At 69.1% G+C, this 14,267-nt stretch carries 13 protein-coding genes and 1 rRNA gene; 6 read left to right on the forward strand and 8 right to left on the reverse strand.

The annotated features are described in order from the left end of the window. Window positions 1-109, forward strand: a 5S ribosomal RNA gene (gene rrf / locus HUA76_RS07730); the annotation flags it as partial. A 164-nt stretch (window positions 110-273) separates the two neighbouring features. Here the strand turns inward: rrf and HUA76_RS07735 are convergent. Then, window positions 274-1,245, reverse strand: a complete 972-nt coding sequence (locus HUA76_RS07735) for a quinone oxidoreductase (RefSeq protein WP_174460475.1) — start codon at window positions 1,243-1,245, stop codon at window positions 274-276. 478 nt (window positions 1,246-1,723) lie between these two features. Between HUA76_RS07735 and HUA76_RS07740 the strand changes: the two genes are divergently transcribed. Continuing rightward, window positions 1,724-2,170 carry a hypothetical protein gene (locus HUA76_RS07740; RefSeq protein ID WP_141642761.1) on the forward strand — a complete coding sequence of 149 codons (447 nt, stop codon included), beginning with the start codon at window positions 1,724-1,726 and terminating at the stop codon, window positions 2,168-2,170. A gap of 4 nt (window positions 2,171-2,174) precedes the next feature. Here HUA76_RS07740 and HUA76_RS07745 read toward each other — a convergent pair whose 3' ends face one another. Next, window positions 2,175-2,375: a SlyX family protein gene (locus HUA76_RS07745; protein WP_174458140.1), complete on the reverse strand. Its 201-nt coding sequence runs from the start codon at window positions 2,373-2,375 to the stop codon at window positions 2,175-2,177. Window positions 2,376-2,439: 64 nt separating this feature from the next. Between HUA76_RS07745 and HUA76_RS07750 the strand changes: the two genes are divergently transcribed. Beyond that, window positions 2,440-2,739 carry a hypothetical protein gene (locus HUA76_RS07750; protein WP_141642763.1) on the forward strand — a complete coding sequence of 100 codons (300 nt, stop codon included), beginning with the start codon at window positions 2,440-2,442 and terminating at the stop codon, window positions 2,737-2,739. A gap of 19 nt (window positions 2,740-2,758) precedes the next feature. Here the strand turns inward: HUA76_RS07750 and HUA76_RS07755 are convergent, their stop codons facing one another. After that, window positions 2,759-3,763 (reverse strand): hypothetical protein, encoded by a 1,005-nt coding sequence (locus tag HUA76_RS07755; RefSeq protein ID WP_371823446.1) that lies wholly within the window; start codon window positions 3,761-3,763, stop codon window positions 2,759-2,761. 29 nt (window positions 3,764-3,792) lie between these two features. After that, window positions 3,793-4,137, reverse strand: coding sequence for a DUF2007 domain-containing protein (locus HUA76_RS07760; RefSeq protein ID WP_141642764.1), 345 nt, complete (start codon window positions 4,135-4,137; stop codon window positions 3,793-3,795). Between the two features lie 292 nt (window positions 4,138-4,429). Here HUA76_RS07760 and HUA76_RS07765 point away from each other — a divergent pair, with 292 nt between their 5' ends. Further along, on the forward strand, window positions 4,430-6,346 hold the full coding sequence (locus HUA76_RS07765) for an ATP-binding protein (RefSeq protein WP_174460476.1): 1,917 nt from the start codon (window positions 4,430-4,432) through the stop codon (window positions 6,344-6,346). 24 nt (window positions 6,347-6,370) lie between these two features. Here the strand turns inward: HUA76_RS07765 and HUA76_RS07770 are convergent, their stop codons facing one another. Next, on the reverse strand, window positions 6,371-6,793 hold the full coding sequence (locus tag HUA76_RS07770) for a hypothetical protein (protein ID WP_141642766.1): 423 nt from the start codon (window positions 6,791-6,793) through the stop codon (window positions 6,371-6,373). Between the two features lie 215 nt (window positions 6,794-7,008). Between HUA76_RS07770 and HUA76_RS07775 the strand changes: the two genes are divergently transcribed. Further along, on the forward strand, window positions 7,009-7,221 hold the full coding sequence (locus tag HUA76_RS07775) for a hypothetical protein (protein ID WP_174458143.1): 213 nt from the start codon (window positions 7,009-7,011) through the stop codon (window positions 7,219-7,221). An 82-nt stretch (window positions 7,222-7,303) separates the two neighbouring features. Here HUA76_RS07775 and HUA76_RS07780 read toward each other — a convergent pair whose 3' ends face one another. Genes HUA76_RS07780 through HUA76_RS07790 form a run of 3 tightly spaced genes read right to left on the reverse strand, consistent with a single transcriptional unit; the run spans window position 7,304 to window position 11,219 of the window. After that, window positions 7,304-8,143: a hypothetical protein gene (locus HUA76_RS07780; protein ID WP_141642768.1), complete on the reverse strand. Its 840-nt coding sequence runs from the start codon at window positions 8,141-8,143 to the stop codon at window positions 7,304-7,306. Then, the gene (locus HUA76_RS07785; protein WP_174458144.1) at window positions 8,140-8,907 is read right to left on the reverse strand and encodes a hypothetical protein; all 768 of its coding nucleotides are present in this window, start codon (window positions 8,905-8,907) and stop codon (window positions 8,140-8,142) included. Before HUA76_RS07785 ends, HUA76_RS07780 begins: the two co-directional genes overlap by 4 nt. Next, complete coding sequence (locus HUA76_RS07790; RefSeq protein ID WP_217439565.1) at window positions 8,904-11,219, reverse strand: TonB-dependent receptor domain-containing protein; 2,316 nt, start codon at window positions 11,217-11,219, stop codon at window positions 8,904-8,906. The genes HUA76_RS07785 and HUA76_RS07790 overlap by 4 nt, the downstream gene beginning before the upstream one ends. Before the next feature lie 1,276 nt (window positions 11,220-12,495). On the opposite strand from HUA76_RS07790, the gene glpD reads away from it, so the two are divergent. Further along, complete coding sequence (glpD, locus tag HUA76_RS07795; protein ID WP_174460477.1) at window positions 12,496-14,193, forward strand: glycerol-3-phosphate dehydrogenase; 1,698 nt, start codon at window positions 12,496-12,498, stop codon at window positions 14,191-14,193. Window positions 14,194-14,267 lie beyond the last annotated feature (74 nt).

Below are 14,267 nucleotides of genomic sequence, written 5' to 3' on the forward strand. Positions count from 1 at the left end.
CTATGTCGGAGGGGTCACACCCGTTCCCATCCCGAACACGGAAGTTAAGCCCTCCAGAGCCGATGGTACTCCGCGGGAAACCGCGTGGGAGAGTAGGTCGCTGCCGGATTCTTTTTGAGAGAAGCCCCCGTCGCCTCGTGTGACGGGGGCTTTTCGCTTTTGTGCGTCTGGAGTTTCCGACGCCGCGAGGGGCCCCGTGCCCGCTTCGGCCGCCAGGGCGCCCGCGGGCTTGCGGCCCGAGGCCACCCCCGAGGCCTGACGGCACGCGCGGTTTCAGGGCACTCGCAGCACCACCTTGCCCACCGTCGCGCGCGACTCCAGTCGCTGGTGGGCTTGCGCGGCTTCCTCCAGCCCCACCACCAACCCCAGCTTCACGCGCAGCTGCCCTCCCGCCAGCGCGCTTCCCAGCGCCTCGCGCGCTCGCCGCTGCAGCGCCGCCGGGTGCGGTGTGCGCAGCCAGTACGCGCTGACTTTCAGCGACTTCGCGTACAGCGTCTCCACCTCCACCGCCGCCGGGGGCCCGCTCGCGCTCCCGTACGCCACCAGGTGCCCGAAGGCCGCCAGCGACTCCAGGCTGCTTGCCCACGTGCTGGCACCCACGGAGTCCAGCACCACCTCCACTCCAGCTCCTTGCGTGACGGTGCGCACCCACTCAGCGACTGAGGCGGTCCCTCCGTAGACAAAAACATCATCGGCTCCGGACTCGCGCGCGAGCTTTGCCTTCTCCTCGCTCGAGACCGTTCCGAGCACTGTCGCACCTGCTTGTTTCGCGAGCTGGATGGCCAGGAGTCCAACTCCTCCCGCCGCCGCGTGAATCAACACTCGCTGGCCCTGCTGAAGCTGCGCCGACGTGTGTATCAGGTGCCAGGCCGTGAGCCCCTGGACCAGCAGCCCGGCGGCCTCCTCGAACGAAACGTGCTCAGGAAGCTCGAGCAGTTCCTCTTCGGCGGTCGTCGCGAACTCCGCGTAGCTGCGCGGCGCGAGGGCCACCACCCGGCGACCGACCCACTTCGCATCGACCCCTGGCCCCACCCCGTCCACGATGCCGGCGGCTTCGCTTCCAAGGATTCTGGGCAACGGCGAGGTCGCGTCATACAGGCCGCGACGCCGCTCCGTGTCCGCGAAGTTCACCCCCGCGGCCTTCACCCGGATGCGGACCTCGCCCGGACCTGGAGTCGGCTCCGGTACTTCGTCCAGGCGTAGCACTTCCGGCCCCCCTACCTCGTGATAGCGAATGGCTTTCATGCGAAGCCTCTAACGGCGCGCCTTGTTTCATGCCGCTGCTCTCACCGCCGGCTCGAACTCGCCGCTCCCAAGTCCCTCCTCGAGCGAGACGAGGCTCGTGCTTCGTCTCCCCGGGCCCGTCTCGGGCAGCGGAGACGAGGCTCGTGCTTCCTCTCCCCAGGCTCGCCTCGGGCGGCAAGACGAGGCTCGTGTTTCCCCCTCCCCATGCTCGCCTCGGGCAGCGAGACGAGGCTCGTGCTCGCCTCGGGCGGCAAGACGAGGCTCGTGCTTCCCCCTCCCCAGTCCCTCATTGCGCGAAACGAGCCCGTGCTTCCTGCGAGGACCGGCTCAGGTCCGTTGAGGCTGTCGGTGTTCCGCTGTCGTTGGTGCACGCGGCGGAAAAAGAGACGGAACAGAGGAGGGAACGCCTCGTGTGGCTGGCCTCGCCCCACGTGGCTTGCTTGAGTGGTGGCCCCCTTCACGCAGAGGAGCCTCCCGCATGAAGCTGCTTCGTCCCTCGCTCGGTGTTCTGCTCGCGGCCGGATTCTTCGTCACGCCCATGAGCTCGGAAGCCGCCACGGTTCGCCTTGGGCTCGGAGCCGACTATTGGATTGATCAGAGCGCGGCCTTCAGCTTCCTGCTCGGCGTGGAAGGCCGAATCACCGGACCAATCTCCGTCGGAGCCCGCTTCGGCGCGGCACTCATCACGGATGGCAATGACGTGGGCATCCCCCTGGACCTCGTCATTCGCGCCAACATCACCAGCGCCAAGGTCTACGTAGAGGGGCTCGTGGGCCCTTGGATCGTCATGGGCCGAGGAGACGCGCTCCGAGCCCATGCGGCCTTCGGCTTCGGCCTCCAGGGCAAGGCGGCCAGCATCGGCGTCGAGGTGGGCTACCTGGAACCCGACCCCGTCATCGGTCTGCGCCTGGGCTACAAGTTCTGACCCCTCAGTAGTGGGGCGGACGCTCGTGCTGCCGGGCATCCACCAGCCCGGGCTCCGCCTCCAGCTTCTTCTTCAGCATGTCCAGCTCCACTCGCAGCGCTTCGATGACTCGCTGCTGCTGATAGAGCACGTCGCTCAGTTCCTGCAGCGTCTCCTGCTGCTGCATGTAGCGAATCTCCAGCTCGGCGATGCGCTTCTCGTCCATGGGGCCTACCCTTACCCCGGAGAAGCCCTCGTCGTCCCCCCTCGTCCCACGCTCCCGTCTCGCCATGAACGTCCAGGAACACCTGCAGAGGGCTCGCGAGCTCCTCGCTCGAGGACAACCCGAGCTGGCCGAGTCCGCGCTCAGCGATGCCATCGATGCCTCCGTCGCCGCGGACGACCTCATCCTGCTGACACAGGCCCGCTTCGCGCTCGGAGAGTTCCTCTTCCAGCAACAGCGCGACGACGAGGCGCTCGCCTACCTCCAGGCCGTTGTGCGCACCGAACGCGTCGATGGCGCCGTGGACCCGGAGGTCAAGGCCTCCGCCCGGATGCTTCGCCAGATTCGAGGAATCGAGCCTCGGTGAACACGGCCGGAGTCTCGGCTCAGGGAATGCTGCACGACTGTCGAATCAGCTCCATCCGCCCCGAGAAGCGTCGCTCCAGGTCCATTCGCGTCAGTCGCGCGTCCTCAATGAGCCTCGCCTGGAGCTGAAGCGCACAGAGTGCCGCGAGTGACTTGGGGCTTCCCAGGTCCAGTCGGTCCGCTTGCCTCAACGCGTCCTGCGCGGCATCCAGCTCCCCCACGCGGAACAACGCCAGCCCCAGCTCGAACTGCGCGAGCGAGAGCCGGGGGTCTTCCTGCGTCGCCTTTCGGAACACCGCCACCGCCTCCGCGTCCTTCCCGTCCGCGCTCAGCACCAGCCCTTGCTCCACCAGCAACCGCGCCCGGGGCACCTTCCCTTGAAGCGCCGCGAGCACGGACAGGGCCTCTGAAGGCTGCTCGGCCGCGCGCAGCAGTCGCACATACCGCAAGCCGATGAGCGGATCCGCGGGCGCCTTTCCAAACGCGGCCTTCATCGCCTCGCTGGCTCCCACCACGTCTCCACTCTTCTCCTTCAGCTCCGCTCGAAGGATGTCCGGTCGCGCGTCACCAGGTGCCACCTGGACCGCTCGCTCCAGTGAGGCGCGCACACAGCGCTCCATCCGCTCCATGTCGCAGATGCGCGCGAGGAGCAGCTGTGTCTCCACGGCCGCCGGCTCCCGCCGCTCCGCCTCCTGGGCCAGCTCACGGGCCTCGGCGGGCGCGCCTTCGAGCAGCAACTCCGCGGCCTCCCGCAGCTCGGCGGCGGTCGCCTTCGGATGCGCTCGCAGCGGAAGCAGCAGCTTCACCCGCGCCTCCACGCCCTGCGTCACCCGGGCGATGGCCAGCTCCTGCTCGGGCATGTTCCTCGGCAACAGGAGCGGGATGAGGTGAAGCAGCACCGCCACTCCACACACAATCACCATGCCGCGCAGGCCTCGTCGGCGCCCCGGGTGGGTGACAGCCGCGTCGGCGCGCGATGAAGGCGCGTCCAGCGGCTCCTGTTGCCCTGCTTCCGTCCTTCGCACTTCCCGTCTCCCCGAGCAGGCGTCGCCGCTCACACCGCGCGAAGTCGGGTCCGCAGCCCTCGGGGCAGCTCCACCCCGCAGCTCCAGCACAACTCGAAGTTGCCGGGGTTCTCCTCCCGACAGCCCGGGCACTCCACCGTGCGCGACGCTTCCTCTTCGTCCTTCTTCAGCTCCGCCACCACTTCCCGCGCCTGCTCCACGTCGCCGGGCAGGAGCCAGAGCTCCACCCACGTCTCCCCGCTCGGAATCTCCCCGCTCAGCGGAACGAGGGCTTCGCCGCGCACCTCCACGGACATTCCCTCGGCTTCCAGCGTTCCCGCCAGCAACCGCGCCTCTCCCACCGTGCGGTGCACGGAGAACTGCACACGCGTCATGTCTCTCTCTTCACAGAACGCAAGGCGCTCGGCAACCACACCCTCCCTCCTGCTCGTGCCTTCACTCACCGCTGCCCGCTCGTCTGCTTATTGTTCATGCTTTGTCACATGTCACCTGGACCACGCGCCCCTCCTTCTCCCGTGTTTGCCTTTCACCGCGAGTCCAGGTGAAGATCCGCGCCGACGGGCTGTCGCCTCGAGAGTCTCCCTGCGCTCCTGTCATCCGGTGTGTGAAGCCTTTGTCCAGGAAGCGAGACGCCGTCCGATGCGTGCGCACGCTCTCCATTTCAGATTGGCCGCCCTCGCGCGCGCCGTGTGGGCTCGGCACGGGGTGGCCGTGCTCTGCGCGGGTTCCGCCTGGGCGTTGCCGTGGGTGCTGGGGCCTCTTCCCGCGTCCCTGGGTGTCCTCTGCTCCATCGCAGCGGTCCTCGTCGCGGCGCTCGTCGGTGGCGCGGGCCCCGCCTGGCTGGCGACGCTGTTGGGCTCGTTCGCCGTGGCCTCCAGCGCCTCCCCGAGCCCTGTCGCCACCGTCGCCTTGGAGATCGCCCTGTTCCTCGCCGTGGGGGGACTCGTTGGCCTCCTGGCGGGCCGGCGCTCCATGGGGCTTGGCGCCATCGGGTCTTCCTCGCTTGAACGCGCGCCCGCTCCGTCGCACGAGGTGCTGGAGGCTCGCCTGCTGCGGAGCCTTGGCGACGCGGTCCTGGCCACGGATGCGAATGGCATCGTGCGCTACCTCAATCCTGCCGCCGCGCAGCTGCTCCAGTGTCCAGAAGAAGAAGCTGTCGGAGCCCCCCTGACGAAGGTGCTGCGCTCCCGACCTGAATCCGGCTCGTTCCCCATACGCCACCCGACGACGCCCGCGTCGTGGTCCCAGTGGCCGCGCGCCTTGAAGCGACGTGATGGCGGAGAACTCCCCATCGAGGAGTGCATCGCACCGCTCAAGGGGCGCGACGGTGAGGACCTCGGCGCGGTGTGGATGTTCCGCGATGCGACCTCGCGTCGGCAGCTCGAACTCGAACGCTCGCAGTTGCTCGCGCGCGAGCATGCCGCGTTGGGCGAAGCCCAGGCTCAACGCGAGCGCATGGAGTCGCTCTTCCTCCAGGCCCCCACCGCCATCGCCGTCTTCCATGGCCCCGACCATGTCTGCGCGCTGCTGAATCCCCAGGCTCGCGCCCTGCTGGATGTCGATGGCGCCGCCATCGGCAAGCCGCTGCGTGACGTCCAGCCCTCGCTGGACCCGGGCATGCTGCGCCTCCTCGATGAGGTCTATCGCGAAGGGAGGCCCTTCTCCGGTCGCGAAGTGCCCCTGGCGTCCGCCTCGCCCTACGTCACCCCCTCGCTCTCCCGACAGCAGCGGTTCCATGACTTCACCTGGCAACCGTGGCGCGATGCTCGCGGCGTCATTCAGGGCGTCATGGCCGTGGCCGTGGAAGTCACGGGGCTGGTGGTGGCTCGGCGCGCGGCGGAGGACCTGGCTCGGGACCTGCGCGAGGCCGTCCAGGCCCGTGACGAGTTCCTCTCCATCGCCAGTCACGAGCTGCGCACACCCATCACCTCCGTCCAGCTCCAGCTCCAGTTCCTCCTTCGCGCGGCACCCGCCGTGGATGCCGAGGGCACCGTCTCGCTCGTGCACCGTCGGGTCGACGCCACGCTGCGCTCCGTGGCTCAACTGCATCAGCTCGTCGCGACGTTGCTCGATGTGTCCCGCATCCGCGCGGGGCGACTCGACCTGCATCGCGAGCCGGTGGACCTGTCCTCGCTCACGCAGGACCTGGTCTCCCGCGTCCAGGAGGATGCGGCGGGCGCGCGGTGCTCGGTGCGACTCGTCGTGGCCGAGCCCCTGGTCGGCTCCTGGGACCGGGTGCGCGTGGAGCAGGTCATCACCAACCTGCTCTCCAATGCCTTCAAGTACGGCGCGCAACGGCCCGTGGAAGTCCACGTCACCCGGGAAGGAGACTTCGCGCGGCTGAGCGTGAAGGACCAGGGCATCGGCATCGCGCTCGAGGACCAGTCGCGCATCTTCCACCGCTTCGAGCGCGCCGTGTCCCAACGCCACTACAGCGGCTTCGGCCTGGGCCTCTGGATTGTCCGGCAGATTGTCGAGGCCCTCCACGGCGACATTCGCGTGGAGAGCCGACCCAACGCCGGCTCGACCTTCATCGTCCGGCTGCCCCTGGAGAGCGCCGTCACCGTCGACGCCTCCGCGTGAGAAGTGGCGGTGCTCGGGCCTCGGCTACTCTTCCTGACGAAGCTGGTGCGGTAGCACCGCGTGCGCGTGTCGCGGCGCCCTGGCGTGCAGCTCCCGCGTCAGCAGCGCATCCAGCTCCCCGAGCAGGGCGTCGTAGTGCGGCCCCGCTCCGTGCGCGGGCAGTCGCTCCGTGGCCAGGCGGACCCGGGGTGACTCTTCGTCCTCGAAGGCGAGCGTCACCGCGAGGCCATCCGGCCCTCCCGCTTGGGGAACGAGCACCGCGGGCGCCGGCTGCCGAGTCGCCTCCTCCAGAAGAGGTGCCAGGCTTCGCGCCTCGTGCGGAGTGAGGTCTCGCTCCGATATCACCTCTCCCTGCTCCAGGACCCACAGGTGCTTGAGTCCTTCCACCCTCAGTGCCTGGGCCGCCGTGTTCGTCCGGCCGCTGCGCTCATAGGTCATCGTTCTCACGCCCATCACCTCCGTGGGAGGGAGGTAGGCACTCAGGCGCGCATCGCCATCCCCGCACGTACGAACGGAGGCCCGCAACGCCGGGGACCCACCGCGCGGACGTACGCTTCATGACAGCGTGGCGAGCCCGCCGTTCGAGTGTCCCTTCGCGAGCCCCTCTCTACGGTGCGGCCCTCTCGAGCAACTGTCTGCTCGGGACTCCGGAGGACTCGTCCATGGGCAACAAGGGAAGTGGCAAGACGCCGAGCGCGAATGACCAGCGCTCCGATACGAAGAATCCCAACAACCCGTCGCAGAAGTCCGCGCAGGACAACCGCTCCAACCAGATGAACCCGAACCACGGGGGCAGCAAGAGCCCCCCGTCCACGACTCCGGGCGGCACGCCTGGCGGCAATGGACGCCCCGACCCGTCGAAGAACAATCACTGATTGCATCAGTCGTCCCATCTCCGGCCGGACCAGCGAACCGGAGATGGAACGACGGGGGCCACTGTGTCCCGGTGGCCTTGCTTCAGCGTGCCTTGGGCGAGCACTCGCCCTCGCCACGGAAGTGGCCCGCGGTGCGAACCAGGGCCGTGACGAAGTCGCGCAGGTTGCGCACGTTGCCCGCGCCACCCGTGCCGTACTGCTCCGCCGGCAGCTCCGTGAGGTCCACCGTCGCCAGCTCCTCCAGCGTCACCACACCGTCCGGACCCGCGATGCCCAGCCTGTCCGCCGCCGCCATCGCGTCGAAGCGCATCTTCGCGTCCGGCGACTGGAGGTCATCGAAGAAGAGGTGGTCGCCGTGGATGGTGAGCTGCACCGTCTCCTCGCCATCCTTGGGCACCGTCACGCCCGCGCCCAGCTCCGGGCTCTCGCAGCGCTCGTAGAGCGTGTTCGTCTTGAATCCCCAGTCGAACTGCTTCGTCACGCCGCCCTTCGTCGCCGTGCCCACCACGAGCAGGCTGAGCCCCTCCGTCTTCATCCGCTCCACGTCCTGCGCGTCCGCGTTGCCGGCCACGGCGCTCGCCACCGGGGCAATCGCGTAGCTGATGTCGTCCCACTCGCGCGCGTCCAGGTCCTTGAAGGACTCCACCACCACCGGTCCCGGCTTGTGCACGTCGAACACGCGGGCCTGCGTCTGCTGCGCGGCCACGTCGTCCTGCGTCTTCACCTTCACCTCGCTCAGCACCACGACGAACTTCGAGAAGCGCACCGTCCAGCCGTCGACGAAGCCCGCCTCCTCGCCCACCGCGGCGGGAATCTCCTTCTCGATGTAGTCCTCGCCGTAGGTGGTGAACGTCACGTTGCCCGTGCCATCGCTGCACGCGACGAGTCCCAGGCACGACAACCCCAGCATCCAGTTCTTCATTGCACGGCTCCTTCTTCCCACGTCACCACGTAGGCGGTTGTGTCTTCCACGCCCCGCAGCAGCGCATTTCGCGCCTGACTGTCGGCGGGGAAGGTGTAGACGCCATCCGCGTCCGGGTCGGTCGCGGTGGCGAAGTCGATGCGGTCCATCCACTTCCTCAGGTCCACGGAGATGCGCACCCGGCCCATCTCCGTCCCGAGGGACTTCTCGAAGCGCACTCCGGCCACCGGCTTGGGCAGGTCCGCGTCCACATCGAAACGCACCTGGCCTCCATCCGGGTTCGTCGCCGTGCCGACCACTCGCACCGCGTGGCCCTTCAGGGCGCCCTGCGCGTCCGTGGGCGTCGCGAGCGTCAGCTCCAACGAGCCGTACTCGCCCGTCACCGCGCTCGCCGTGCCCATGACGCTGACACCCCCGAGCAGGTCCACCGTGTGCGTCTCCAGCAGTTCGCCCAGCGCGTCGCCCGGCACGTAGTGGCCCGGATGCGCGTGCGCCGTCCCGCCGATGAGCGAGTACCAGTCGAAGCGCGGTGTGGCGCGGCTCGACAGCAACACGCGGCCCTCGAAGAAGCGCACCGGACCCACGGAGACGTGCGCGGAGTCGAGGACGATTCGCCACCCTCGCTCGTTGGGCTCCTGTGACAGCGTCGCGGCCGTCACCTCCACGGGAAACGCGCGGCGCTCCGCCTCGCTGCCACAGCCGAACGACAGGGATGACGCGGCGGCCATGGCCACCGCGCTCTTCAGCATGCGTCCGCGATTCATAGATGGACCTCCAAGGTGAGCGAGGCCATCCGAGGCGACCCCGCGGTGAAATGTCTGGCCGGCACGAGGCTGGCCGGTGCGCTCGGGTTGAAGCGCGAGCTGTAGACGAACTCGCCATCCCTCCAGCGCGAGTCGAGGAGGTTCCTCACCTCCAGCCGCAGGCCCAGCTCTCCCCGGCGCAGCCCCATCTCCGCGTCCGCGAGGAACACCGCCTGGCTGCGCTCGTCGAAGGGCAGGGGACGCGGACCGAGGAACGTCAGGCCCGTGCCGATGGAGAACAGGGTGCCCTCTCCACCGAGCCACTCCACCGGGCGCTCCCAGCCGATATCCGCCCTGGCGACGAGCGGCGCGAAGTAGGGCAGCAGCGTGTCCGTCGCCGTCACGTAGGCGTGCGCCACGGTGCCACTGAGCGCCGCGACGATGCCGGGCAAAGGACGCGCCTGGAGCGACGCCGTCACTCCCGAGCGCAGCGTCTCGCCCGTGTACACGGTGGTGCCCACCGTGTGGTCGAAGAAGAAGTCGTTCTCCACCTGCGAGCCGAAGACGCTGAGCTGCGCGGCCCAGCGCTCGCCGTCCTTCCTCGCTCCCACTTCCGCGCCGTGCACGGAGACGAAGGGGGCCCGCTCACCTTCGGACAGGCTGCGCGCCTGCGGAGAACGGAAGCCATCGCCATAGCTGGCGAACAACCTCCACGCATCCGCGCCGTCGGACAGCGCGTACTCCACGCCCGCCTTCGCGCCCAGGTGCACTCCGAAGGCACTGCGCGAATAGCCCTGCCCGTCATAGAAACGCGGGTCCCGGAACGCGAGCGCGTCGAAGACCTCCACGCCCAGCGCGTCCGCGCGACCGCCCAGGCGCAGCGCCCAGCGACCGAGCGCCATCCTTCCCTCCGCCCAGCCCCAGACGTTCGTCTGCGTGAAGCGCGCGTCCACTTCGTCGGAGAAGAACGTGCCGTCCGACTCGCGATAACGGCGCTGCGATTGCTCCACGCCGTCTCGCCGCGCGCCCAGGCCCAGCTCCAGTGTCACGGGGCGGCCGAACGCCGTCACGCTTCGACGGTGCTCCGCTCGTGCTCCGAGCACCGTGGCGTCGTTCGTCTGCTCCAGTCCGTCACCCCGGTCGTCCACCCGGTAGCCGGTGAAGTTGTTGCGCAGGCGCAGGTCCGAGATGATTCCGAAGAGTTCCAGCTTCGTGCGGCCCTTGCCTGCTCGGGGCAGGTCCACGCCGAGCAGCAACTGGTGGCGGGACACCGTGCCTCCCTGGCGCGGCGTGGACGCGGAGAAGAAGTCGCTGTTGCCCGTGAGCAGGTCGTCCTCGCGCACCACTCCGGGCGAGTCGAAGCGCGTGACATAGCTGCCGCCGAGCGCTCGTACCGTGAGCCCGTCTCCGAGTCGCGCCGTCGCCTGCGCGAGCAGGGATGCCCGGCCGTAGCCTCGCTGTGTGCCGTAGCCCTTGCCCTCACCGAGCTCCACCGCGGCGAAGGTTCCCGGGTCGTCTCCGGGGCGCACCGTGGCCACGAGGCGACGCTGGCGGTACTGCCCCAACGTGCCCGCGAAGTGGACGCCCTGCTCCTTCACTCCCAGGTCCATCCGCACCGAGCCGGCGACCGCGAAGTCACCCTGTGACGCGCGATAGGAGCCCTCGGTGACTTCGATGGACTGGACGACCTCGGGGATGACGAAGTTGAGGTCCGCGTAGCCCAGCGCGTGGATGTGGCTCACCTCGTTGACTGGCAGGCCCGCGACATCCAGCTCCACGTCCTGTCCGTGCAGCGCATCGAAGCCGCGCAGGAAGAGCTGGTGGGCCTTGCCCTCGCCACTGTGTTGCGAGGCCACGAGCCCCGGGATGGCGCGCAGCAGGTCGACGGCGCTGCTGCGGGGTGCCGCGTCGAGGATGTCCCGGCCCAGGGTGACTTCCGACGCGCTTCGCGCGGTCCTGGTGCCTCGCACCACGGTGCCTGATGCTGGCTGTGATTCGGGTGTGCCCGCGGTGGCGCTGTCCTGGCTCGCGGGGGGAGTGCTGGCTTCGTCTTGCGATGCCGTGAGGGGGCTAGGGGCCGCCTCACGCTCATCCGCGGGGAAGGTTGGCGCGGAGGTGGCGTTGCCCGACGCCTCGGACTCCTGCTTGCCGTCGGCCGTACCCCCGTCTCGGGTGGCTTCGTGCTCACGCGTGGCTTCCGTGTTCGTCACACGGAGGGGCTCGACAGTGGACGGAGCCTCCGTGCGCACGGAGGACTCCTGCGCCATGGCGACGCAGGGCAGGCACAACGCCAGGAGTGGGGTCGACAATACGGCCAGGACACGCACGGACATGGAGACACCCACGGCTGGACGGCCACGCTCCGCGCCCTCGTGCACGCGGACCTCGCGTGACACCGCTGGCTCATCGTCGTGACAGCCCGCCGTCGTGGAGACGGGAAGCAATGTGCGAGAACACGTGAACCACCCCGTGCTCACCTCGCGCACGACGTGCACGAGAGCACCGGGCTCACGCTCGAAGGATTCGGGGGATGATTCGCCGACCCCGGACTACGGGCCTTGTGGCATCGCCGTCGGTCGCGGCGACGCTCCGGGCGCGACAGCTGGCCCACGCGCGACTTCGGTCACCCACGAGACCCAGCGCACAGCGGGTACATGGACCATGGCCCACGTCGTCGCCACCGCGCTCAGGTGCTCCACCGAGCCTGTCAGGTGCTTGTGTCCATCCTGACCGTGACCCTCACGCCGATGACCGTCGGTCTCCCGTGGCCTCTCCGGCGACAGGGGCGACGCTTCGGCTCGGGCTCCGTGCGAGTGGGCCTTGTCGCCATGGGCGTGGACATGCGCTGCCCCTCCCAGTCCTCCCGCATGACCCACCACCGCATGCAACACCGGCGCGACGGCAAGCCCGTACACCAGGACCATCAGGCCCAGGCTCGCGAGGTCTCGTCGGTCGTGGGGATTCAGCAAGGCTCGGTCAGCGGGTGGAGAGGACGGTGGCCGCCTCCTACCCGGCTTCCTCCATGCACGCAAGGCAGCTACCGACGTGATGCCCGCCATTCAGCACAATGAATGACATGCAGGATTGCTCGCGTGAACGAGCACTACACGCGCTGGCATCGACAGGTCGCTTCCGTGGTTGTCGCGATACCGATGACGACGCTGGAGCCATCAGCGATGCCGTGGAACGTGTCTCTGTCTCCCGCGACGACGGACCGACGTCGATGACCCGTGCGGGCCGACGCTGTTTCACTGTCCTCGCCCGGGTGCGGCGGTCCCGGTGTGTGACGCGCGGTGAGATACCCATGTCGGCGTGCTATACGGACAGGGCCCGTCGTCCGGATGTCTGGCGTGTCGTCATGCGCTCACAACACCCGTGGGTGAGGGCAGGGGCCTCCGGTCCCAGGTGCGCCCGCGCGGGGTCGGCGCCACGGTCCGTGGGCTCCCTCGGCCCCGCCCCCCTCCAGGACGAGCCTTCCGCCTCCACCGCGTCACTCCACCCAGGAGGTTGTCCACCATTCCTCCCTCGCGGATGTGGGTGCTGTGGCCCGCTTGACGCGCCGCATTGATTCCCGTGTCACCGGGGGCGGACCGTTATTACAATCCGCGTGTGCGTTCTGAATCCGCGGCGCTTCGCCAGCAGTCCACCGAAGGGGCCATCCCACCGACGAAGCCTCGCTCCGAGCGGCTGAAGTCCCTGGCCACCGAGGAGTTCGATGTCCTCGTCATCGGAGGTGGCGTCACCGGTGCCGGCACCGCGCGCGATGCCGTCCTGCGCGGCCTCAAGGTGGCGCTCGTCGAGCGCGAGGACTTCGCCAGCGGCACCTCGAGTCGCTCGTCCCGACTCATCCACGGAGGCCTGCGCTACCTGGAGCACGGCCACCTGGGCCTCGTCTTCGAGTCCAGCATCGAGCGCCAGCGCCTGCTCAAGCTCGCACCGCACCTGGTCCGCCCGCTCGCCTTCGTCTGGCCCGTCTATGCCGGCGCTCGCGTGCCTCGCTGGAAGCTCAACGCGGGCCTCATGCTCTACGACGCCCTCTCCCTCTTCCGGAACGTGAAGGGCTACAAGCGACTCAACCGCGAGCAGCTCCACGCCGCCGAGCCCGCCCTGCGCACCGACGAACTCAAGGGCGGCGCCCGCTACTACGACGCCGCCACTGACGACGCTCGTCTCACCCTGGCCAACGCCCTGGGCGCCTCCGAGTCCGGCGCCGTCGTCCTCAATCACGCCTCCGTGCAGCGTCTCACCGTCGTGGATGGCCACGCCCGAGGCGCCGTGGTGGTGGACCACCTCACGGGCCAGGAACTCACGGTGCGCGCTCGCGCCATCGTCAACGCCACCGGCCCGTGGAGCGATGAGATTCGCAAGCTCGATGCCTCCGGCGGCAACGTGCACGCGGTGCGCGGCAGCAAGGGTGTCCACATCTCCGTCCCTCGCGAGCGGCTGGGCAACCATGATGCCCTCACGCTGCTGTCCCCCAAGGACGGCCGCGTCATGTTCGTGCTGCCCGCCGACGGCTTCACCATCATCGGCACCACGGAGACGTCCACGCGCGCCCACCCGGCCGAGGTGCGCGCCAGTGAGACCGATGTCGCGTACCTCCTCGAGTCCGCGAACGCCTTCTTCCCCGAAGCCCACCTCACCCGCGCCGATGTCGTCAGCGCCTGGGCCGGCATTCGCCCCCTCTCCGCCACCGGCTACCATGGAACGCAGGCCGACCCGGGCAGCGCCAGCCGCGAGCACCACATCGACGTGAGCCCCACCGGCGTGCTCGCCATCAGCGGCGGAAAGCTCACCACCTACCGCGTCATGGCTCGCGATGTCGTGGACGCCGTGGAGCGTCAGCTCGGGCAGCCTCGTCGCAAGTCGCCCACCGAGACGCTGCCGCTGCCCGGCGGAGACATCCCCCGCATGGACGCGGAGCTCGCCGCCGCGCGGGAGACCATCGGCGATGCCGCTACCGCCACCCACCTGGTGCGCGCCTATGGCAGTCGCTGGCGCCGGGTGTGGGACCTCACCCGCGAAGACGCCTCGCTGGCCCGGCCGCTCGCCGAGGGCCTGCCGTACCGCGCCGCCGAGGCCGTCTGGGGTGTCACCCACGAGTTCGTCCACTCGCTCTCCGACCTGCTGATCCGCCGACTCAAGGTCGGCTTCGAGACGCGGGACCTGGGCCGTGGTGCCGCCCAGGTGGCGGCCGAGGTCATCGCACCTCGCCTGGGGTGGGATGCCGCGGAGACCCAGCGGCAACTCGACACGTATGCCTCCGACGCGCTGCGTATCTTCGGTGTCGACAGCGCCGAGTCCTGAGTCGGTCGAAGTCGCTCGCCCAGCGTTCGCCGGTTCACGCCCCCGTGTCTCACTCCGTGAGAGAGACGTCCATC

Source organism: Myxococcus sp. CA056 (assembly GCF_013336715.1).
In the GTDB taxonomy this organism is placed as follows: Bacteria; Myxococcota; Myxococcia; order Myxococcales; family Myxococcaceae; genus Myxococcus; species Myxococcus llanfairpwllgwyngyllgogerychwyrndrobwllllantysiliogogogochensis.